17 protein-coding genes are annotated in these 19,454 nt (G+C 56.7%); 13 read left to right on the top strand and 4 right to left on the bottom strand.

Translation table 11 applies throughout. The annotated features are described in order from the left end of the window. Window positions 1-69 precede the first annotated feature (69 nt). The 7 genes from BLT77_RS04520 to BLT77_RS04490 all read left to right on the top strand — a co-directional run bounded on the left by BLT77_RS04520 (window position 70) and on the right by BLT77_RS04490 (window position 7,717). On the top strand, window positions 70-2,127 hold the full coding sequence (locus BLT77_RS04520; RefSeq protein ID WP_176819180.1) for an alpha/beta hydrolase family protein: 2,058 nt from the start codon (window positions 70-72) through the stop codon (window positions 2,125-2,127). 238 nt (window positions 2,128-2,365) lie between these two features. Beyond that, the gene (locus BLT77_RS04515) at window positions 2,366-3,526 is read left to right on the top strand and encodes a DcaP family trimeric outer membrane transporter (RefSeq protein ID WP_090363454.1); all 1,161 of its coding nucleotides are present in this window, start codon (window positions 2,366-2,368) and stop codon (window positions 3,524-3,526) included. Between the two features lie 166 nt (window positions 3,527-3,692). After that, complete coding sequence (locus tag BLT77_RS04510; RefSeq protein ID WP_090362754.1) at window positions 3,693-4,502, top strand: flagellin N-terminal helical domain-containing protein; 810 nt, start codon at window positions 3,693-3,695, stop codon at window positions 4,500-4,502. A 357-nt stretch (window positions 4,503-4,859) separates the two neighbouring features. Further along, a complete protein-coding gene (locus tag BLT77_RS04505; protein WP_176819179.1) occupies window positions 4,860-5,891 on the top strand; it encodes an AraC family transcriptional regulator in 1,032 nt (343 codons plus the stop codon). Between the two features lie 229 nt (window positions 5,892-6,120). Then, the gene (locus BLT77_RS04500) at window positions 6,121-6,654 is read left to right on the top strand and encodes a hypothetical protein (protein ID WP_143026557.1); all 534 of its coding nucleotides are present in this window, start codon (window positions 6,121-6,123) and stop codon (window positions 6,652-6,654) included. A gap of 139 nt (window positions 6,655-6,793) precedes the next feature. Continuing rightward, on the top strand, window positions 6,794-7,234 hold the full coding sequence (locus BLT77_RS04495; protein ID WP_143026556.1) for a hypothetical protein: 441 nt from the start codon (window positions 6,794-6,796) through the stop codon (window positions 7,232-7,234). A 90-nt stretch (window positions 7,235-7,324) separates the two neighbouring features. Then, complete coding sequence (locus tag BLT77_RS04490; RefSeq protein ID WP_090362744.1) at window positions 7,325-7,717, top strand: MAPEG family protein; 393 nt, start codon at window positions 7,325-7,327, stop codon at window positions 7,715-7,717. A gap of 9 nt (window positions 7,718-7,726) precedes the next feature. Here BLT77_RS04490 and BLT77_RS04485 read toward each other — a convergent pair whose 3' ends face one another. Beyond that, the gene (locus tag BLT77_RS04485; protein ID WP_090362742.1) at window positions 7,727-8,815 is read right to left on the bottom strand and encodes an HAD hydrolase-like protein; all 1,089 of its coding nucleotides are present in this window, start codon (window positions 8,813-8,815) and stop codon (window positions 7,727-7,729) included. A 69-nt stretch (window positions 8,816-8,884) separates the two neighbouring features. Further along, on the bottom strand, window positions 8,885-9,352 hold the full coding sequence (locus tag BLT77_RS04480) for a GNAT family N-acetyltransferase (RefSeq protein WP_218126898.1): 468 nt from the start codon (window positions 9,350-9,352) through the stop codon (window positions 8,885-8,887). Between the two features lie 131 nt (window positions 9,353-9,483). Between BLT77_RS04480 and BLT77_RS04475 the strand changes: the two genes are divergently transcribed. From BLT77_RS04475 to BLT77_RS04460, 4 genes are all read left to right on the top strand, one after another. Further along, window positions 9,484-10,101 (top strand): NAD(P)H-dependent oxidoreductase, encoded by a 618-nt coding sequence (locus tag BLT77_RS04475; protein ID WP_090362736.1) that lies wholly within the window; start codon window positions 9,484-9,486, stop codon window positions 10,099-10,101. After that, window positions 10,098-12,026, top strand: a complete 1,929-nt coding sequence (locus tag BLT77_RS04470; RefSeq protein ID WP_090362734.1) for a monovalent cation:proton antiporter-2 (CPA2) family protein — start codon at window positions 10,098-10,100, stop codon at window positions 12,024-12,026. Before BLT77_RS04475 ends, BLT77_RS04470 begins: the two co-directional genes overlap by 4 nt. 322 nt (window positions 12,027-12,348) lie before the next feature. Further along, window positions 12,349-12,666: an MFS transporter gene (locus tag BLT77_RS04465; protein ID WP_090362732.1), complete on the top strand. Its 318-nt coding sequence runs from the start codon at window positions 12,349-12,351 to the stop codon at window positions 12,664-12,666. Then, window positions 12,659-13,882, top strand: a complete 1,224-nt coding sequence (locus tag BLT77_RS04460; protein WP_090362730.1) for an HlyD family secretion protein — start codon at window positions 12,659-12,661, stop codon at window positions 13,880-13,882. Before BLT77_RS04465 ends, BLT77_RS04460 begins: the two co-directional genes overlap by 8 nt. A 35-nt stretch (window positions 13,883-13,917) precedes the next feature. Here the strand turns inward: BLT77_RS04460 and BLT77_RS04455 are convergent, their stop codons facing one another. Continuing rightward, window positions 13,918-14,343 (bottom strand): hypothetical protein, encoded by a 426-nt coding sequence (locus BLT77_RS04455; protein ID WP_090363453.1) that lies wholly within the window; start codon window positions 14,341-14,343, stop codon window positions 13,918-13,920. Window positions 14,344-14,501: 158 nt separating this feature from the next. Between BLT77_RS04455 and BLT77_RS04450 the strand changes: the two genes are divergently transcribed. Further along, a complete protein-coding gene (locus tag BLT77_RS04450; protein WP_090362729.1) occupies window positions 14,502-16,382 on the top strand; it encodes a DUF294 nucleotidyltransferase-like domain-containing protein in 1,881 nt (626 codons plus the stop codon). 9 nt (window positions 16,383-16,391) lie between these two features. Further along, window positions 16,392-17,129, top strand: a complete 738-nt coding sequence (locus tag BLT77_RS04445; RefSeq protein WP_090362726.1) for a 3'-5' exonuclease — start codon at window positions 16,392-16,394, stop codon at window positions 17,127-17,129. A gap of 60 nt (window positions 17,130-17,189) precedes the next feature. On the opposite strand, the gene BLT77_RS04440 is transcribed toward BLT77_RS04445, so the two are convergent. Next, a complete protein-coding gene (locus BLT77_RS04440) occupies window positions 17,190-18,761 on the bottom strand; it encodes a BCCT family transporter (protein ID WP_090362723.1) in 1,572 nt (523 codons plus the stop codon). Window positions 18,762-19,454: the final 693 nt, after the last annotated feature.

The raw sequence follows: 19,454 nt of genomic DNA, 5'->3' as shown, positions 1-19,454 counted from the left end.
GCCCACCTTAAGTGGGCGTCCTTTTAGTCCGGCGACAGGCCGGATTTCGCATTGAAGGGAAAAGCAATAATGAAACACGGTATTGTGTTGGGCGGTGCCCTGGCGCTGTCGGCCTCTGTGGTGGCGGCGCCGACGACGGCCCCATTTGATATCCACCAACTCAACGGGTTGAGTAAGCTGCACTCCACCGTGGTACTGCCTGATGGCAACACCGTGGTGTATGGCGTGAAGAAGAAAACCGCCGCTGGTGCCCGCTCTGATCTGTATCTGCAGACTCTGGGTAGTGAGCCTCGTCGCCTGACCAACAACAAATCCACCGAGCACAATCTGGTGGTGTCCAAAGATGGCAAGCGATTGTTTTTCCTAAGTGGTCGCAGTGGCAGCAGCCAAATCTGGTCGATTGCCCTGGATGGCGGTGAGGCGGTGCAACTGTCGGATCTGCCTCTGGACGTGGACGGCTTTAAGCTGTCCAACGACAACAGCCAGGTGGTGATGCAGATTCGGGTCAATGTGGAGTGTGACACTCTGGCCTGCAGCAAAGAGAAGCAGGACGCCCATAAGAAAAACAAACAGAAAGGCCGTCACTACGATCAACTGATGGTACGCCACTGGGACACCTGGGGTGACGGACTGCGTAATCACCTGTTTGTTGCCAAAATCGAGGGTCAGAGCCTGACGGCGCCGGTGGATGTTACCTCGGGCCTGGATACCGAGACGCCCCCTAAGCCGTTTTCCGGCATGGAGGAGGTCAGCTTTACTCCAGACGGTCAGCATGTGGTGTTCAGTGCCAAGGCGGCCAGCCATGATCAGGCCTGGCAGACCAACTACGACCTGTGGCAGGTGCCGGTCACCGGTGGCGAACCGGTTAACCTGACCGAGTCTAATCTGGCCTGGGACGCCAATCCGGTATTCTCCGATGACGGCCGTTACCTGGCCTATCTGGCCATGAGCAAGCCGGGCTTTGAAGCGGATCGATTCCGGGTGATGCTCAAGGATCTGCGCAGTGGCGAAACCCGTGAGGTATCGCCGCTGTGGGATCGCAGCGCCTCCGGCATCGCCTTTGCCGAAGAGAGCCACACTCTGTACGTCACTGCCCAGAATCTGGGACAAGTGGCCATCTATGCCATGGACGTACGCTTTGGCGACAAGCGCCCTTTGGTGGAGGAGGGCAGCAACTCCCTGGTGAAAGTGGTGGGGGGCAAGCTGTTCTATACCCACAACAGCCTGCAGTCGCCTAACGACCTGTATGTGGTGGGGCTTAATGGCAGCGAGCCGACCCGGCTGACCCATCTGAATCAGGATCTGTTGAACCCGCAGGGGTTGGGTGAATTCCAACAGTTCAATTTTAAGGGCTGGAACAATGAGACCGTTTACGGTTACTGGATTAAGCCGGCCAACTTCGAAAAGGGCAGCAAGTACCCGGTAGCCTTCCTGGTTCATGGCGGACCCCAGGGCTCGTTCGGCAACCGCTGGCACAGTCGCTGGAATGCCCAGTTGTGGGCCGCCGCCGGCTTTGGCGTGGTGATGGTCGATTTCCATGGTTCTACCGGTTACGGGCAGGCGTTTACCGATTCCATCTCTCTGGATTGGGGCGGCAAGCCGCTTGAAGATCTTCAGAAAGGTCTGGCTGCAGTGGGACAACAGCAGCCCTGGCTGGATACCAATAACGCCTGTGCTGCCGGTGGTTCCTACGGCGGTTATATGATGAACTGGATTGCCGGCAACTGGCCAGATGGCTTCAAGTGCCTGGTGAACCATGCCGGCCTGTTCGACATGCGCAGCTTCTCGATGGTGACCGAAGAGCTGTGGTTCCCCGAGCATGAGTTTGGCGGTACTTACTGGGATGCCACCGAAAACTACGAGAAGTTTAATCCGGTAAACCACATTAACAACTGGCGCACGCCGATGTTGGTGGTTCACGGTGCCAAAGACTACCGGGTGCCTCTGGAGCAGGGGCTGGCGGCCTTTACCGTACTGCAGCGTAAGAACATCCCGTCTGAATTGCTGGTGTTCGAGAAAGAGAACCACTGGATCCTGAGTCAGGACAACCTGGTGCAGTGGTACGACAATGTCCTCGGCTGGATGAAGCGCTTTACCATGGCGTCCCAGGACAGCAGCGCCAACTAAGGCCTTAAAACATCGAGTTGCAACAGCCCCTGCTTGTCAGGGGCTTTTTTGTGCTCGAGTGGGCCTCAATGGCCCTGTTGCTGTGGCTGTTTATTGCGCTCAAGTCATCAATTGAGATCGGCTGCTAGTTCAAATCTCTAGAAAATGCCATCAAATCATCTTCGACCTTTGGCTAATTTTCAACCGTTTGTCTATGGATGATAGTGGTTTGGAATACAAAAATATCATGGAGATGATGATGAAACTGCTTAATCGCACGGCCCTGGCGGTCGCGGCTTTGCTGACCCCCGTTGCGGCTACACAGGCGGCTGTATCCCTTCAATCCCTCAGTGACACCGAGTTTGCCTTTGGCGGCTACGTCAAGGCCGATTTGATGGTGAGTAACTACAGCGAAGGGGCGCCGGATGACAACAACATCTCGCGCCAGTTCTATGTACCCGGTGCCATATACGGCGACAGCTCCCGCGGCAAAAGTGTGACCGATTTCCATGCCAGGGAGACCCGCTTCAACTTCGCCGCAACCAATGAGATTGATGGTCATAAGCTGAAGTTTTTCGTGGAGATGGACTTTTTGACCCATACGGATGGCAATGAACGGGTCTCCAACAGCTACTCGCCCCGGCTCAGGCACGCCTTTGTCAGTGTGGACAACTGGTTGGTAGGGCAGACCTGGACCACCTTCCAGGATGTGGGAGCACTGCCAGAAGCGCTGGATTTCGTCGGAGCCGCTGAAGGCACCACCTTTGCCCGCCAGGGGCAGATTCGTTACACCAACGGCGGTTGGCAGTTTGCTCTGGAAAACCCCAGCAGCACCTTTACTGATTACACCACCGGAGTTCGAAAGACCGGCAGTTCGGATCTGATTCCCGACCTGATTGCGCGCTACAACTTCAAAACCGGGAGCAGTAAGTTCATGCTGGCGGCGCTGCTGAGGGAGTTGGAGTACGAAGAGGAGAACATGGATGAGAGCACCTTTGGCTGGGCATTAAGTGGCTCCGGGGTGATTCCGGTGGGCTCCGGCAGGGATACCTTTAAATTTATGGCCAACGTCGGTGAAGGCGCGGGTCGGTACATGGCACTGAACTTCGTAAATGGTGCGGTGCTGGGTAATGGCGAGGTCGAAGCGATCACCACCTATTCCGGTTTTGCCTCCTACCAGCATTGGTGGGATGAAAAATGGCGTTCCAACATTACCGCCTCGGCGCTGGAGGCGGATTACGATACCTCTCCTGTGGCGGCAGTCAACGAAACCTCCTACAGCGGCAACATCAACCTGCTGTATTCACCGGTGAAGCCGATCACGGTCGGAGTGGAGTATCTCTACGCCCTGAACGAACGTACCGACGGCACCGACGCCGATCTGAGTCGATTTATGTTCTCCCTGAAGTACGTGTTGTAACCCTTGGTGGTTTGAATTAGGCCCCGCCATTGGCGGGGCTTTTTTCGTCTGCAGACCCAGGCAGAGAGATTTTTTATCTGGAAGCGAAAAAAAATTTTAAAGATCCCAGAGAATCAGGCGCTTTTGATTATTGAACTTAGAAAACACATCTCACGGAGATTACCCAATGCTTTCAGTACAAACTAACTTCCCATCCCTGGTTGCTCAAAACTCTGTGAACCAGAGCAACAATGGCCTCAACAGCGCCATGGAGCGTCTGTCCACCGGTCTGCGTATTAACTCAGCTTCCGACGACGCTGCCGGCCTGCAGATTGCTAACCGCCTGAACGCCAACGTGACCGGAATGAACACCGCCCAGCGTAACATCGGCGATGCCACCTCCATGCTGCAGACTGCCGACGGCGCTCTGGACGAAGTAAACAACATCGCCATGCGCATGAAAGAGCTGGCGACTCAGGGCGCTAACGGCGTGAACTCCGCCGACGATCTGACTGCGCTGAACGCGGAATTCACCGAATTGAAAGCGGAAGTTGGCCGTATTCTGGGTAATACCGAGTATGCCGGCAACGACCTGTTCGCTACTCTGGATACTGGTGTTGATTTCCAAATCGGTGCGTCTTCTACTGAAACTCTGACCGTGACCGTTGCGGCCATGGACACTGCTGCTCTTGGCCTGGATGCCGTAGATTTGACTACCGGTGCCAACGCTGCCATCGACGTTGTTGATGCCGTTATTGATGCTGTGGGTACCTCCCGCTCTACTTTGGGTGCCAACATCAACCGTCTGGAGCACACCTCCAACAACCTTGCTAACGTTAGCCAGAACACCACTGCTGCTGCCGGTCGCATCATGGATGCTGATTTTGCTGCGGAAAGTGCGGCGATGACCAAGAACCAGTTGCTGGTTCAGTCTGGTACCAACATCCTGTCCCGTGCTAACCAGAACACCAACCTGGTGATGGGCCTGCTGGGTTAATCACCCGGACGTTATCTATCCCAACCAGAGCCGGGCCTATGCCCGGCTTTTTTGATCCTGATAACAATCAAAGGGTTGCCAATTGAGTGAGCGTCAGTGATTTAGCCAGATAATCAATCGAGTCGACATCGCCCAAAACACACCGCTTCAAGATCTTTGAGTCACCAACATCAGGCTGATGATCTCTTAGCCTGTTCACGGAAGCTGATCGCCATTTTCAGCCAAACCGGCCATCCACTGCCGATGTTTCGATGGGACGCCGTTTTCCATGCCGCCTTGTCGCGGCCGATGACCGGGTTGCCTTGGCCCAATTGAGTTGTAATACTCTGAGCGGGTATGGACAGCCAGGGCAGGGAGATGAGCCAGAGCAGATGCAGCGCCGCCCCCGGAGAGGGGATGATCGACAGTGCCTTTATCATCGGTGCGCTCACCGCCGCCAGGCGCCAGGGCCTGGATGTTGACCGGTTGCTTGGCAATTTCGCACTCGATTGGCAGGCGCTGGAGCAGGGCCGGGGGCTGGTTGCCCGCGATTATGCGGCGCTGCTGAGGCAGTTGTGGCAGTTGCTGGATGATGAGTCCTCCGGCTATGCGGTTAAGCCGATGCGTCTGGGCAGTTTCCGAATGATGTGCCAAGCCTGCATCGGCTGTCGCAACCTGCGCCGGGCGCAGCTGCGGGTGATCGAGTATTTCCGGTTGATGTCCGATGAGTATCAGTGGCAATTGCTGGAGCAGGGCGAGGAAGCCCGGTTTCAGCTGCGGATGGTCAACGGTCAGAGTGACAGCGACATCAGCTTTTTCCTGCTGAGCCTGGCTATTATCCTGCATCGCTGGTCTGCCTGGATGATTGATTCACCGCTGCTGCTCAGCCGGGTTCAGTTCTCTTTTCCCCGTCACAGCTTTGATACCGACCTGTCTGCCCTGTTACAGGCTCCGATCCGTTTCGATGCGCCGGTCACGGAGTTGGTGATGCCGGTGCGCTATCTGCAAGCGCCCATTAAGCAAAGCGCCGATACCCTGTCACCATTTTTGGCCAACAGCCCGGAACAACTCCTCACCCATTATCGTAACGACGACTCTCTGAGTGCCCGGGTGCGTGATTACATTGATCGCCAGCAGGAGTTGGAAACCCTGAGCCAGGAGCTGGTGGCGAATCACTTCAATATCAGTGTTGCCACCCTCGGCCGCCGGCTGAAGCGGGAAGGGCACCAGTTTCTGGAGTTGAAAGATAAGGTGCGCCGGGGGCGGGCGGTCAAGTTACTGCTCAGCTCCGAGTTGCCCATCAGTGACATCGCCGAGCGGCTCGGTTACTCCGAACCCTCGGTCTTCTATCGCAACTTTAAAAAATGGGTCGGTAAGACCCCGTCGGAGTTTCGAGACAGTCGGGGATAGGCCGGATTTCGGCAGCGATTTGACGCAACTAAGCACCGTGGTGTTGCAATCCACTGAGCCGTACGCCTCCACAGATGCTGTGATACCGGTTGTGCCGTTTGCATCCTTACCGATGGCTTTGTAGACTGGCTTAAATTAGAAGTGCATGTTTTATCGGATTCGTGCGGCGGTCAGCTTCAGGGACGGACGGCGGCGTATACGGCTGTGACAGGAATAACAAGGAATTGGCTTGAAACTACATCATGTGCTGGCCGTAGTGGCGGTGATGGCTCTGGGCATCTCGGCGATGCGGGCAACGACCGTGGTCAAACAGGGCAGCGTCGGAGGCTCTGCGCAGGCGATGGAAGCCCTGGTGATGGCAGGGCGGGATCCCATAGAAGTCAGCCTGGACAAACCGGAGTACGCCGGTGAAAGAAAGTGGCTGTTTGCCATGTATCAGACGGCTCTGGCCCATAAGCTGGCAGACCGGCAGGCACAGGCCTTGCAGCAGTTGGTGAGTGCAGCGCTGCAGGAGGGGGATTTCAATATGGCACTGCTGGCGGCGGACCGCGGGATTAGCGATGCCCATAAAGTCCAGCTGTTGCAGCAGGTGGTGGATCGCGGAATTCAGACCAATGATGGCCTGTGTTACGCGGCTTTGGCGGTTATTCGTATGCCATTGCCGAACCCTAAGGAACAAGCCATGGGGCAGGTGATCACCGCCTACATCAACGGCGTCGACTTTCATCGAAACGCCGACTCTTCAGATTTCCGGCCGCTCTAGTGAGCCGGCGCAGGAATCAGAGCCTCCGTTTATTTGTTCAACAGATTGTAAAGCGGCGATTTTCTCGGTTGATTCGATAACCGGGACCGTCCATCTTGGATCCACACCGTTGCAAAACTGACAGTATATACAAGGAGGTATGATGTCAGCTCGCCACCCCAACCCACCGGGGTTACTGCCATTTCCCCAGCGCAATGAAATGGCACGACTCGATGCGCAAATCTCATACATTTTGATGTGCGTCAGTCTGCTGATTAGCCCGCTGGGACTGGTCAGCCCCTGGTTTTGGTGGTTGTGTGCCCTGATTTGGGTGTGCGGCGGTGTCTGGACCGTGATAAAGAAGCCAGAGGCTTATCAGACCGTTATTGAGGATCATTACACCAACGTCATTAACGTGTTTCAGATCTCGGTGGGACTCATCGCGGGAGGCTCCGCCCTGGTCTGGGCATTGGAGGCTTGGCACGTACTGTTTTTGAGCTGGCTGTGGTTGATGTTCCGGCTTGGGGTGGGGGTGGTTAAGTTGACACTGTTCCGGCCTTACTACGCGTCTGAGTCCGAATCATCGAAACCCGCATCCTGATAACTGCCTCCGGGCACTTAGTTGTCCCATTGGTAAGGCTGGGCGGGATGCGGCGGCGGTGTTAGGGTAATTGGTCTAAGGAGAGAGCTTATGTCATTGATGATCAGTGGAATTTACATTGCCGCTACCGCCGCCATTATGATGGTTCTGGCCTATCGGGTAGTGGCGATGCGACGGGCCTGCGGCATCGGTGTTGGCTGTGGCGATAACCGCTCGCTGGAGCTGCGGGTACGCAGCCACGCTAACTTGCTGGAGTACGCCCCTCTGGTGTTGCTGATGCTCATCGCCGCCGAATCGAATGGGGCCAATGCCTGGCTGCTGCATTCGGTCGGATCGGTCTGGCTGGTGGCCAGGGTGCTTCACCCCTGGGGCTTGGTCGGCGGCAATGGCGGTTATCATGCAGGCCGTTTCTGGGGCACTCTGCTTAGCTGGATTGTGACTTTGGTGTTGATTATAGAAAATCTTCGCCTGGCCATATTCTAAGGCCTGTCATCACGCTTCACTGAGGTTGAGTTGCTGCCAGTTTCTGAAAACAGAGCCGTGCAATGCGCCGAGTTTGGCCTCACTCTGGTGGCCGTCCGCGATCAGCCACAGGTGGGTGCCCAGCGCGTCGGCCACCTCCCAGTCATGATCGGTATCACCGATGACCAGAGTGCGCTCCGGAGCGATGCCACTGACCTGCAGCAGTTCCCGCCCGCGGTCGATTTTGCAGGCGGCATGGTGGTTGTCCAGGCCGTAGAGGTAGTCAAACAGACCATCGAGCTGATGGTGGCTGATGCACTGCTCCAGGCTGTGCTGAGCACTGGCAGACAGCAGCGATTGAGTATGGCTCCGGCTGAGTGAGCGCAGCAGAAAGCGACTGCCGTTATGCAGTTTCAGCTGCTCCCGAGCGGCGCGATAGTGTTGACCAAACTGCTGACACAGCTGATCAAAAGGCAAACGGTTAAAGTCGAATCCCAACCCCTGGTAGTAATCGATGACCGGGTGACAGAAGTCGTTTCGATACTGTTCCAGGCTGATGCTGCCCAGATTCTGGCTGGCCATCAGGCGGTTCACAATGTCGGTCGCCAGTGGCGCATCGTCCACCAAGGTGCCGTTCCAATCCCAGATTACGTGTTGATAGGTGCCCAGTTGCTCAAGCAGCTGATGCCGCCGGGTGACGTGATCGAATAAGCGTGGCTGAATGGCGGGCCAGGTCATGTCGCTGTCCTGAGGACGACGGGTCACAGGGTAAACTTCGGCGATCTCCGATCCCTTGGGTATCGCTGACAGGCTGCGGATCTCCGCGGTCAGCAGTAGCCCGAAACTGGGGGCAGAGTTGCCGTCACACACCCGATAGATCTCCATCGGAGTCAGGGTAAAGTCAGTGGCACCGGTTTCCTCATAGAGCTCGCGCCGGGCGGCTTCTATGGGCGTTTCGCCGGTATCGATTTTGCCTCCGGGAATCTCCAGGGTGTCACGTTGGTGGTGGCGAACCAGCAGCCATTGCTGCCGATAACGAGCCATGATCACAACGAATTTCAGGGTGTTGGACAACTGTGGCTGCCAGTTGTGGAAATCAACGCGGGTAGTCTGGGTCATAGTCTGGAGCTGGAAAACGCGGGTAGGGCATTAGAGTACATTCGTGCCCAGGCTGCAAGCGTTCGGTGTTCACGCTATCGGCTTGTGCATCAAAATGCACGCCAGGTTGAACCCGCGGGGGCTGTGATAGAGGCTAGGGGTATCTCCCTTAAACCCCAACCGGCGATAAAATGACGCCGCATTGAGGGTGGCCTCAAGGTGGATCTGCGTCAATCCCGCATCAAGCGCCAGGTGTTGCAGGTGGTTCATCATGTTACGGCCCACGCCGGTTCCCATGGCAGACGGGCAGACAAAGATGGCATCGAGCTTGCCGGAGTCAAGATCTATGGTGCCAGAGGCGATGACCCGTCGACACTGTTCAATAACCCAGAAGCGCTCGCGGACCTGGTTCACAAACTCGTTGTTGAGCGTGCCTTGTGTCCAGCGATCGAGCAGTGCCCGAGGGTAGTGGCCACGGCAGCCGCATAGGATGGCATCAATGCGCAGCTGCCACAGGCGCGGCGCGTCGTCGGCACGGGCTTTCCTTACTCTGTTCAAACTGCTCACCTATTTCTAAGTTATTGGTATACATCCTATATCAGGATTATAGTTACAGGGTGCCGGCAGCCATGCCGGTACCGTGGTTGCCCGCGTATTATCGACTTCGACTGCCTGTCATGGAAGAACTGATGCTTAACCAAAAATCCGTTTTGATTCTCTACGCCCACCCCTCATCACACCGGTCTGAGATCAATGCGCCGCTGTTTAAAGCCGCAGAGGGCATTGACGGCGTTACCCGGGTGGATCTTTACCGGGATTATCCGGACTTTCGCATCGATGTGGAGCGGGAGCAGCAACGATTGAGAGATCATGATGTGGTGGTGTTTCTGTTTCCCCTGTTTTGGTACTCGACTCCGTCGATCCTCAAAGAGTGGCAGGATCTGGTACTGGAGTATGGCTTCGCCTATGGTCAGGGTGGAAATGCACTGCACGGAAAGCGGCTGGTGTGCGCCGTCAGTGCCGGTGGTGCTCAGAGTGCCTATCAGGAGCAGGGATACAACCACTTTTCAATCCGGGAGTTGCTGCGGCCGCTGGAGCAGACCGCCCGCCTGACCGGAATGCAGTATTTGCCCCCCCTGGTGCTGTTCGGGGCTCGGACAGCGGTGGAGGAGTTGCGGCTTCAGCAGCACACCGAACGCTGGAAGCGAATGCTCACCAGCCTGGTCAGAGACGATAGTGATTGGCCTGCGATGTTGCCTCTGGAGACCTGTAACGCCTGTTTTGACGATGCGGAGGCCCGCCCATGACCACTTATTTTTTACAGGCCTTTATCTATCTGCTGGCCGCGGTGATTGCGGTTCCCATTGCCAAAAAGCTGGGGCTGGGGTCAGTCCTGGGCTATCTGGTTGCCGGGGTGGTGATCGGTCCGCTGTGGGGCTTGGTCGGGGAGGAGACGGCCACCATTCAGCATTTCGCTGAATTTGGTGTGGTGATGATGCTGTTTGTGGTTGGACTGGAGCTGGAACCGCGGATGTTGTGGGAGATGCGTCACCGTTTGCTGGGGTTGGGCGGACTGCAAGTGGCCCTCACCGCGACCGCCATGACGGCACTGGGGCTCTATTTCCAGCTGGCCTGGCAAACGGCCCTGGCCATCGGGTTTATCTTTTCTCTCTCTTCCACGGCTATTGTATTGCAAACCTTTAACGAGAAGAGCCTGGGGCGAACAGAGGGTGGCCGCTCGGCGTTTTCGGTGCTGCTGTTTCAGGACATTGCCGTGATTCCCATGCTGGCCTTGATTCCACTATTGGCATTGCCGGAGCTGCAGCAGGCGGCTGAAGGACTGGCTCAAGCCGCCGACCATCATGACCTGTCCCTGGTGGCCGGGTTGCCTGGCTGGGCGTACGCTCTGGTGGTACTGGCGACCATTATCGGACTGGTCGCCGCCGGGCACTACTTCAGTCGGCCGCTGTTTCGTTTCGTGGCCGACTCCGGCCTGAGGGAGATCTTCACCGCCACGGCATTGCTGTTGGTGATTGGCATCGCGGCACTGATGGGGCTGCTGGGCTTATCCCCGGCTCTGGGCGCATTTCTGGCCGGGGTGGTGTTGGCCAACAGTGAATTTCGTCATGAACTGGAGTCCAATATAGAGCCGTTTAAGGGGTTGTTGCTGGGCCTGTTTTTCATCACCGTCGGCGCCGGAATCAACTTTTCGGTGCTGGCCGGGCAGTTGGGCACGGTGCTGGCACTGACGTTGGCGGTGATCGTCATCAAATTGCTGGTGTTGTATCTGTTGGGACTGGTGTTCCGGATTCGGGGCAGCGATCGTTGGCTGTTTGCCTTGAGCCTGGCCCAGGCCGGTGAATTTGGTTTTGTGTTGTTGGGCTATAGCCAGCAGCAGCACGTGATCACCCCGGCTTTGGGCCAGATGCTGTCTCTGGTGGTGGCGCTGTCGATGTTCCTGACGCCGGGATTGTTTATTCTGTATGACAAGCTGATATTGCCCAGGTATCAGAGGCGCAGTAATGATCCTGAGGCGGACGAGATTGATGAGCAGGGGACGGTGATCATCGCCGGGATTGGCCGCTTCGGGCAGATCATCAATCGCATGCTGATCGCCAACGGAATCAAAACCGTGGTGCTGGATCATAATGCTTCGCAGGTCGAAATCCTCAGGAGCGTCAACATCAAGAGTTACTTTGGGGATGCGACCCGGCCGGATTTGCTGCACACCGCCGGTATTGAACAGGCATCGTTGCTGGTGGTCGCCCTGGATGAAAAGGAGCGTTCGGTTGAGTTGGTGCAGTATGTGAAGCGCCACTATCCCAAGGTGAAAGTGTTTGCCCGCGGCTACGATCGTGGCCATGTCTATGCCCTGCGCAGTGTCGGTGTGGATTACGTCATCAAGGAGACCATGCAGTCGGCCCTGACTCTGGCTTCTGAGGCGATGATCGCCCTCGGTGGCCATCCATTCCGGGTCCGCCAGCGGCGGGCGGTCTACGAGGCGTTGGATCGTGAGCACGATAAACTGTTGTACGAGTCGTGGCTGCAATCCAGCGAAGAGGATCGTTTCGGCACCCATTACCGGGAGCTGTTTATGCAACTGGAAGAGTTACTGGCCAAGGCGATGCAGGGGGAAGGCAACGATCGCCACTCCCGTGCCGAACGCAGCTGGACCCCACCGCCCAAGGGCTATGCCGATAATCTAAAACCATCCGGGTCCGAACCGGACTGAGCCGCACTCCGGTCGTCCGCTGCAATGGCGGCTGGCCGGGCCTCGGCAACCTACCTGCCGATTATGCCGGTGCTACTGATTTTTCCGCCTGAGTTAAGTGTTGGTTCAGTAACAAAATGTAACATTGTCTGCCATCGATACAGAGGATGGTTCGAGGTGGCGAAAATACCTTTGTATTCCGCACGTTAGATCCTTGGTCAGGGTCCTGGCCGATTGAACCTCTTCGCTTTTTAGTCAGTGTTGCTCCGTTTCTCCGGCTTGAGTCCGCCGGGGGAAGGTGTTGCAGCAGGGCACAGTACACACTCGGGAGTTTGGCACCACAATGAGTTTATTGAGTTCACCTTTTGTCGGGACTGGGGCCGACACCACCTTGCACGTTGTGGCGGCGGTGGTGTTGGTCGGCAGTATTGCGGCGGCCTTGTATGGTTTCTGGAAGCTGCACGAGCTGCCCATCAGTAAGGCCCACAATCGCAAGCATCATCAGACCGGATTGATCACCATACTGACCTGGATAGGCTTTGTGTGGCACTGGGTTTGGGTATTGGCGGTGATCCTGGCTTTTGTTGACGGTGAGAGTGCCCTGCGCCGGGTGCGTGATATCTGGCGTGAATCTCCGGTGAAGGAGGGCGATCATGCTTGAGGGATTGGCGGTTTGGGCGCTGTTTATCTATCTGCTGAGACTGGTCGGCATGCCCTGGAACACCTACACCAAGAGCTTTGCCTATCTGGGCGGCAGTGGGTGGCTGTTGTTTGTCTGGGTGGGGCTGTTGAACTACACCCCCATGGATATGTCGGGCGGCTCTGTGGTGCAGGCGCCTCATGTGCAGCTCAGGCCGGGCAATACCGCCATTAAGGGTAAGGTCAAAGCGCTGCATGTGGCCCCGAACGATTTCGTTACCGAAGGTCAGTTAATCTATGAACTTGACGATGAACCCTATCGAATCGCCGTCGAGCGCTCGGAGGCCAACCTGTCATCCGAGAAGGTGGCACTGAGCATGGCCGGCGAAGAGGTGGCCATCAGCCAGGCGCAGCACCAGGAAGCGATCAAAGACATCGAGATCATCGACAATGAACTCAAAGCCGCTAACGAAGATTTAATCTGGAAGCAGGCGCAGTTGACCCGATTCATTGAACAGAACAGGGTAGTGCCCCAGTCGGTGACCGAAAGCCTGCTGGATGAACAGCACAATAAAGTCGCCGCAGCACAGGCCCAGCAGGTGGCTTTGCAGGCGAAGCTGGCTAAAGCCAGAGTCAGTGCCGATAAGGCGCTGCTGGCGGTGGAGCAGGCTCAGTTGTCGGTAGCCAGCGCCCAGGCGGATGTGGATGTGGCGATTCAGACTCTGGCTCAGGATCGCTGGAACCTGGACTCAACCAGGGTGTATGCCCCAGCCGACGGCTTTATGACCAACTTTATTCTGCGTCCCGGTCAGTATGTGGGGGCGGTGGCCCGCATCAATATGTTTACCGATGAGAAATACGTGCTGATGCGGGTTAATCACCAGGCGATGCGCAACATCAAGGTGGGACAGACGGCGGAGTTTGCCTCGGCCATCTACCCGGGTACCATCTTCAAGGCCGAGGTGACCGGCATCGTTAAGGCGACCGGTGAGTCTCAGGGGAACCTCATCGGCCGGGAAGAGGCAGTTCGCCAGACTACCGGTGCCAACGTGCAGAATAAGCATCACTTTGTGCGTCTTAAAATTGAAGAGCCGGAGGGCTATACCGTGCCTGTCGGTTCGGTGGGGCTGGCCTGGGTCAGCGGTGAAAAGCCCATCGCCTTCATGTCGTTTCTGGACGTCATTCGAGGCATCATCATTCGCATGAAGTCGCAGATCTACTACTTCTATTCACTGTAGTGCCGTGCGCCCCGCTGTGCGGGGCGCTGTGCGATTCAGGTGATCTGAGAGGGGCGCACATCGGAATGGCGCGTCTTGATGAAGGCGTAGAAAAACAACAGCATGAATAGGGCGTCGTTGAGACCATAGATGCTGAAGAAGGCCCCGGCCAGCCAGTCTTGCTGATACAGGGCCGGCAGGTCGTGGCTGAAGTTGACCATCCAGTGGCTCCAGGCCAGGGTGTACAGCAGCTTTTCCACCGCAAACACCGCCATGATCCAGGGCACCTGCCGATAGCTGCCGGAAACCGCCAGATAGGCTGCGCCCCACAGTATGATGGACAGCAGACCAAAGGTGGAGAACAGCACCGGGTCGGCCTGGGTCAGCGCGTCGTTACTGAAGCCTTTTGAAAACAGCAGCACGCCACCAATATTGATGATGCCGGCTGCAACCAATCCCTTTTGAATTACGCTGTGGCTCACGGCCTGTCTCCTCTGCTGGGTCATGTTATTAACCTGCCTGATTTTCATAGCCTTAACAACCTCGGCCGGATCCCGTTCCCTGCGTTGCAACCCCCGGGGCACTGGTTGAATCCCCTAACTTCAATTAGGATTGATAAAAACCCGCTTGAGTGCAGGCCATGGAAGCTGAACTATTTGAGATACAGGGATTTCTATCCCAATACCCCCCTTTTGACTCCCTGCCTGAAGAGGTGGTGGCCCAGGTGGCTCGACAGACTGAGATTGCCTATGTGCGCGAAAAGCAGGAGATTGTGAAGTTTGGCGACGCGATTCATGATCTCTATATGGTGCGCAGCGGTGTGGTGGAGGTGTACCGCCGTAACGGTGAGTTGTACAACCGCCTGGCCGAAGGGGCGTTGTTCGGCCAACTGGGGCTGATGACCAACAATAAGGTTCGCTTTCCGGCAAGGGCCCTGGAAGACGGTTTGTTGTATTGCATTCCTGAAGCCCTGTTTCACGAGCTGTATGAGGCCCACGACAGCTTCGCCGATTTCGTGGAGGTGGAGGATGCGGCGCGCCTGCGCCAGACCGTGTCCAATACGGTGGATGCTAGCGATCTGACCACCTCCAAGGTGAAGACCCTGTTGACCGGCGATCCGGCCTGGATCTTCATGGGGGAGTCGGTGCAAACTGCCGCTGCCAAAATGGCCGATGAAAACGTGTCGTCTCTGTTGGTGTTTGATCCTGATACCGTCGCCGACGAGGATGAAAGCGGTGTGGTTGGGATCATCACCGAGCGGGATCTGTGCCATCGGGTGCTGGCCCAGGGCCTGGGTGCCAGTGTCGCGGTCTCGGAGGTGATGAGCAGTGACATTATCTCATTGGACAGTAACGCCTACGTGTATGAGGCGATGTTGTACATGCTGCGCTACAACGTCCACCACCTGCCGGTGCTGAAAAACAACACTCCGCTGGGGATCATCGACGTTACCGACATCGTTCGCTACGAGTCACAAAACAGCCTGCTGCTGGTGAGCAGCATCTTCCAGCAGCAAAGCGTGGATGAGCTGGAGAGCGTGTCTGAGCAGGTGAAAGACTGTTTCGTACGCATGGTCAATGAGGACGCCAACTCGCACATGGTCGGCAGCGCCATGGCGGTGATCGGTCGCAGCTTTAAGCAGAGAATACTGGAGTTGGCGGAGGAGGAGTTTGGTCCACCGCCTGTGCCCTACTGCTTCCTGGCTTTGGGATCCATGGCGCGGGATGAGCAACTGATTGTGACCGATCAGGACAATGCCATCATCCTCGATGACAATTACGATGCGGTGAAACACAACGCCTATTTTGAACAGCTGGCGACCTTCGTCTGTGATGCGCTGGCTCGCTGTGGCTATGCTTACTGCACCGGCGACATTATGGCGACCAACTCCGACTGGCGGATGACACAGAAGGAGTGGGAGGAGTGTTTTGCCGACTGGATTGATAACCCCAATCCCAAGGCACTGCTCAACAGCTCCATCTTTTTCGACCTGGACGGGGTCTATGGCAAGGTAAAGTGGGCCGAGCAGCTCAATGGCTTTATCGTACGCCGGGCGAGGAAGAACAACCGGTTCCTGGCGTGTCTGGCCCGCAATGCCCTGAACCGAACGCCGCCTTTGGGTTTCTTTAAAGGCTTTGTGATGGAGAAGGATGGGCGCCATAACAATACCATCAACCTGAAGCGGCGGGGCACGGCGCCACTGGCGGATCTGATTCGGGTACACGCGCTGGCGGTGGGCTCCCGGTCGCAAAACTCGTTCGAGCGCCTGGACGACATCATCGACGCCGGCATTTTGCCAAAAGGTAAGGCCGAGGATCTGCGTGATGCCATGGAGTACATCTCCATGGTGCGAATTCGTCATCAGGCTCTGGATATTCAGGCTCAGACCGAGGCCGATAACAATATCGAGCCGGAGAACATGTCGGAGTTTGAACGGCGAAACCTGAAGGACGCGTTTCAGATTCTGAGTAACGCTCAGAACTTTCTCAAGTTCCGCTACCAAGCCAATAGCTTCAAGTAAGGAGTCGCAATGATTCGACGTCTGTTTGGACGCACTGCCGAGGCGACTCCGACTCAGGATTGGGAGGCCCGCTTTGCCGAGCAGGCCAAAACCGCTCGTGATGGTCGCCTGAAACACTATTTTCGAGCGGGACTGGTGCCAGCCGCTACCCCGCTTGCCGAGGTGCCCTTTGTGGCGCTGGATTTTGAAACCACCGGTTTGGATGCGGAAAATGACAGCATCATCAGTATCGGTCTGGTGCCCTTTGATCTGAATCGGGTCTATTGCCGCCAGGCGTGCCACTGGCTGGTCAGCCCCAGGAGCCCGCTACAGGAGGATTCGGTGGTGATTCATGGCATCACCCACTCGGATCTGTCCGACGCCCCGGATCTGCGTCGCATTTTGCATCAGGTACTGGACGCCCTGGCTGGCAAGGTGGTGGTGGTTCACTACCGCAACATCGAGCGAGAGTTCCTGGACAAGGCACTGATGACTCGACTGGGGGAGGGGATTGCTTTCCCCATGGTGGATACCTTGCAGATTGAGTCGGATCTGCAGCACAGCAAGCGACAGTGGAGTTGGCGCCGCCTGTTGGGCAGAGAAAAGAATGAATCGGTTCGCCTCGGCAGCTCCCGTAGCCGTTATGGCCTGCCGGTGTATCAACCGCACCACGCCCTGACGGATGCCATTGCCACTGCAGAGCTGTTTCAGGCTCAGGTGGCCCACCACTTCAGCCCCGATCTGCCTATTGGTCAGTTGTGGCGCTGAAATGAAAAAAGGTTGGCCCAGGCCAACCTTTTTATTTGTGCGAGCGGGAAGTGAACGCGATTAACGGCGCTCGGTGCGCATGCCCAGAATCAGGCTGACACACATCAGCAGCAGCACCACGGTAAACGGCAGTGCGGTGGAGATGGCACCCGCCTGCAGGGCTTGAATCGACTCGGTGCCACCGACCCACAACAACGCGGCGGCGATGGCGCCTTCCATTGCGGCCCAGAAGATGCGCTGCAATACCGGCGCATCCACCTTGCCACCGGCGGTGATGCTGTCGATCACCAGAGAGCCGGAATCGGAGGAGGTGATGAAGAACACCAGCACCAGGATAATGGCAATTACCGACAACACAGTGCTGAACGGCAGGGCTTCAAACATCTGGAACATCGCCAGAGGCACTTCGGTCAGGCCCTGGCTGCCAAGAATACCCACATCGTTCATCACCTGATCGATGGCCATGCCGCCAAAGACCGACATCCACAACAGCGTGACTATGGTAGGAACAATCAGCACCGCAGTAATGAACTCACGCACGGTACGGCCGCGGGAGACGCGGGCGATAAACATGCCGACAAAAGGTGACCAGGAGATCCACCAGGCCCAGTAGAATACGGTCCAGCCGTGCATCCAGGCTTCGTCGGGACGGCCATGGGGGTTACTCAGGGGAATCAGGTTCTCCAGGTACGCCATCAGGGTGGTCGGCACGGTACCAAAGGTCACCGCGAAACCGATCAGGGCCACCGCAACCAGCAGCACAAAGGCGATGACCATGTTGATGTTACTGATTACCTTTACGCCACCTTCAATGCCACGGTACACCGACACCACGGCCAGCAGGGTGACCACCACGATCACAGCGATCTGCAGGCCGATGCCGCCATCGGTGCCAAACACGTGGTTGATGCCGCTGGCGGCTTGCTGTGCCCCCAGTCCCAGCGAGGTTGCCAGGCCAAACAGGGTAGCCAGTACCGCCAGGATATCAACGATGTGACCGGCCCAGCCCCAGGCGCGGTCGCCGAGAATGGGGTAAAAAATCGACCGCATCGACAGCGGCAGACCTTTGTTATAAGTAAAGAAGGCCAGTGACAGCGCAACCACACCATAGATGGCCCAGGGGTGCAGGCCCCAGTGGAACATGGTGGCACCCAGGGCCAGCCGTGCGGCTTCCGGCGTATTGGCTTCGACGCCCAGAGGGGTTTCGTACCAGCCTGTCAGGTAGGCCACCGGTTCGGCGACGCTCCAGAACATCAGGCCGATCCCCATGCCGGCGGCGAACAGCATTGCCAGCCAGGACAGGAAGGAGAAATCGGCTTTGGCGCTGGCGCCTCCCAGGCGGATTCGACCGAATGGAGACACGATCAGAGCCAAACAGAAAATCACAAACACATTGCCGGACCATAGGAACAGGCCGTCGAAGTTATTGATGATCTTCCATTTGATTCCGTCCAGTGTGGCCTTGGCGGTGGCAGCGTCACTGATGAAAGTGGCCAGCAGAAACAGGCCAATCAGGCCAGCGCTGATGCCGAATACTGGGTTGTGGACATCAAAGCCCCATTTTTGGACATTGTCCTGACCGACGGTGTAGTCGGTACTGTCGATGCTGTATTTATCGATGCCTTTGGTCATTCATCCTCACTTCTGGGCCTCAGCCCGGGTTGCTTCAGGAGCCTCTGGGTGCCTGACGGATGGCTTAATTATGATTTGAATTCAAAGCAGTTGCTCGGCCAGTTGGCCGAATTCATCTCGGAATTTTGGTTTCTGGTAAGGCACGCAGGGCGATTCATCCTAACAGGAGAGCACCAAAACTCTAGTTAAAATAGCTTGTTTGGGCATTTATTGGGCGCAACTTCGAAAAAATAGACTCGATAATAACGCTGTTGATGCAGTGTCCAGAGCGAAATTGATTAGAGAGCAAACTATTGGGTCGCACCTGAGGGGGAGGCGGCATGGTTCGATTTGGTGGTAGCTGCCCAAAAAACCGGCACCAAGGGTAAAGTAAAATGCATCATCAAACTCATTGAACAGATCCGACTCCTTAGCCGTGGCGGAGCCCAACCCGGCAAACACCGAAGTCAGCCAGCTTCAATGGTTATTCGTACTCTGAGATAACCCCTGGCTGTCCGCTTACTGCCGGTCCTGCCAATGAGCACCGTCGCCCTTGCGAAGGCGAGGGCCCAGCGTCTTTGATTTTAAGTAGGCGCAGCAAAGCCACCGGCTACCCGCATGCGCGGCCACGACGGGTGGAAAGCGCGTCGCCCTTGTGAACGCGAGGGCCCAGTGTCTTGGGTTTTGGTTGGGCGCAGCAAAGCCACTGGCTAC

Source organism: Ferrimonas sediminum (assembly GCF_900100175.1).
In the GTDB taxonomy this organism is placed as follows: Bacteria; Pseudomonadota; Gammaproteobacteria; order Enterobacterales; family Shewanellaceae; genus Ferrimonas; species Ferrimonas sediminum.
This window is presented reverse-complemented; position numbering and strand designations above follow the sequence as displayed.

Coding starts and splice junctions, on each gene's coding strand:
- BLT77_RS04520 (WP_176819180.1), top strand. CDS start 70: ATGAAACACGGTATTGTGTTGGGCGGTGCCCTGGCGCTGTCGGCCTCT.
- BLT77_RS04515 (WP_090363454.1), top strand. CDS start 2,366: ATGAAACTGCTTAATCGCACGGCCCTGGCGGTCGCGGCTTTGCTGACC.
- BLT77_RS04510 (WP_090362754.1), top strand. CDS start 3,693: ATGCTTTCAGTACAAACTAACTTCCCATCCCTGGTTGCTCAAAACTCT.
- BLT77_RS04505 (WP_176819179.1), top strand. CDS start 4,860: ATGAGCCAGAGCAGATGCAGCGCCGCCCCCGGAGAGGGGATGATCGAC.
- BLT77_RS04495 (WP_143026556.1), top strand. CDS start 6,794: ATGATGTCAGCTCGCCACCCCAACCCACCGGGGTTACTGCCATTTCCC.
- BLT77_RS04490 (WP_090362744.1), top strand. CDS start 7,325: ATGTCATTGATGATCAGTGGAATTTACATTGCCGCTACCGCCGCCATT.
- BLT77_RS04485 (WP_090362742.1), bottom strand. CDS start 8,815: ATGACCCAGACTACCCGCGTTGATTTCCACAACTGGCAGCCACAGTTG.
- BLT77_RS04475 (WP_090362736.1), top strand. CDS start 9,484: ATGCTTAACCAAAAATCCGTTTTGATTCTCTACGCCCACCCCTCATCA.
- BLT77_RS04470 (WP_090362734.1), top strand. CDS start 10,098: ATGACCACTTATTTTTTACAGGCCTTTATCTATCTGCTGGCCGCGGTG.
- BLT77_RS04465 (WP_090362732.1), top strand. CDS start 12,349: ATGAGTTTATTGAGTTCACCTTTTGTCGGGACTGGGGCCGACACCACC.
- BLT77_RS04460 (WP_090362730.1), top strand. CDS start 12,659: ATGCTTGAGGGATTGGCGGTTTGGGCGCTGTTTATCTATCTGCTGAGA.
- BLT77_RS04450 (WP_090362729.1), top strand. CDS start 14,502: ATGGAAGCTGAACTATTTGAGATACAGGGATTTCTATCCCAATACCCC.
- BLT77_RS04445 (WP_090362726.1), top strand. CDS start 16,392: ATGATTCGACGTCTGTTTGGACGCACTGCCGAGGCGACTCCGACTCAG.
- BLT77_RS04440 (WP_090362723.1), bottom strand. CDS start 18,761: ATGACCAAAGGCATCGATAAATACAGCATCGACAGTACCGACTACACC.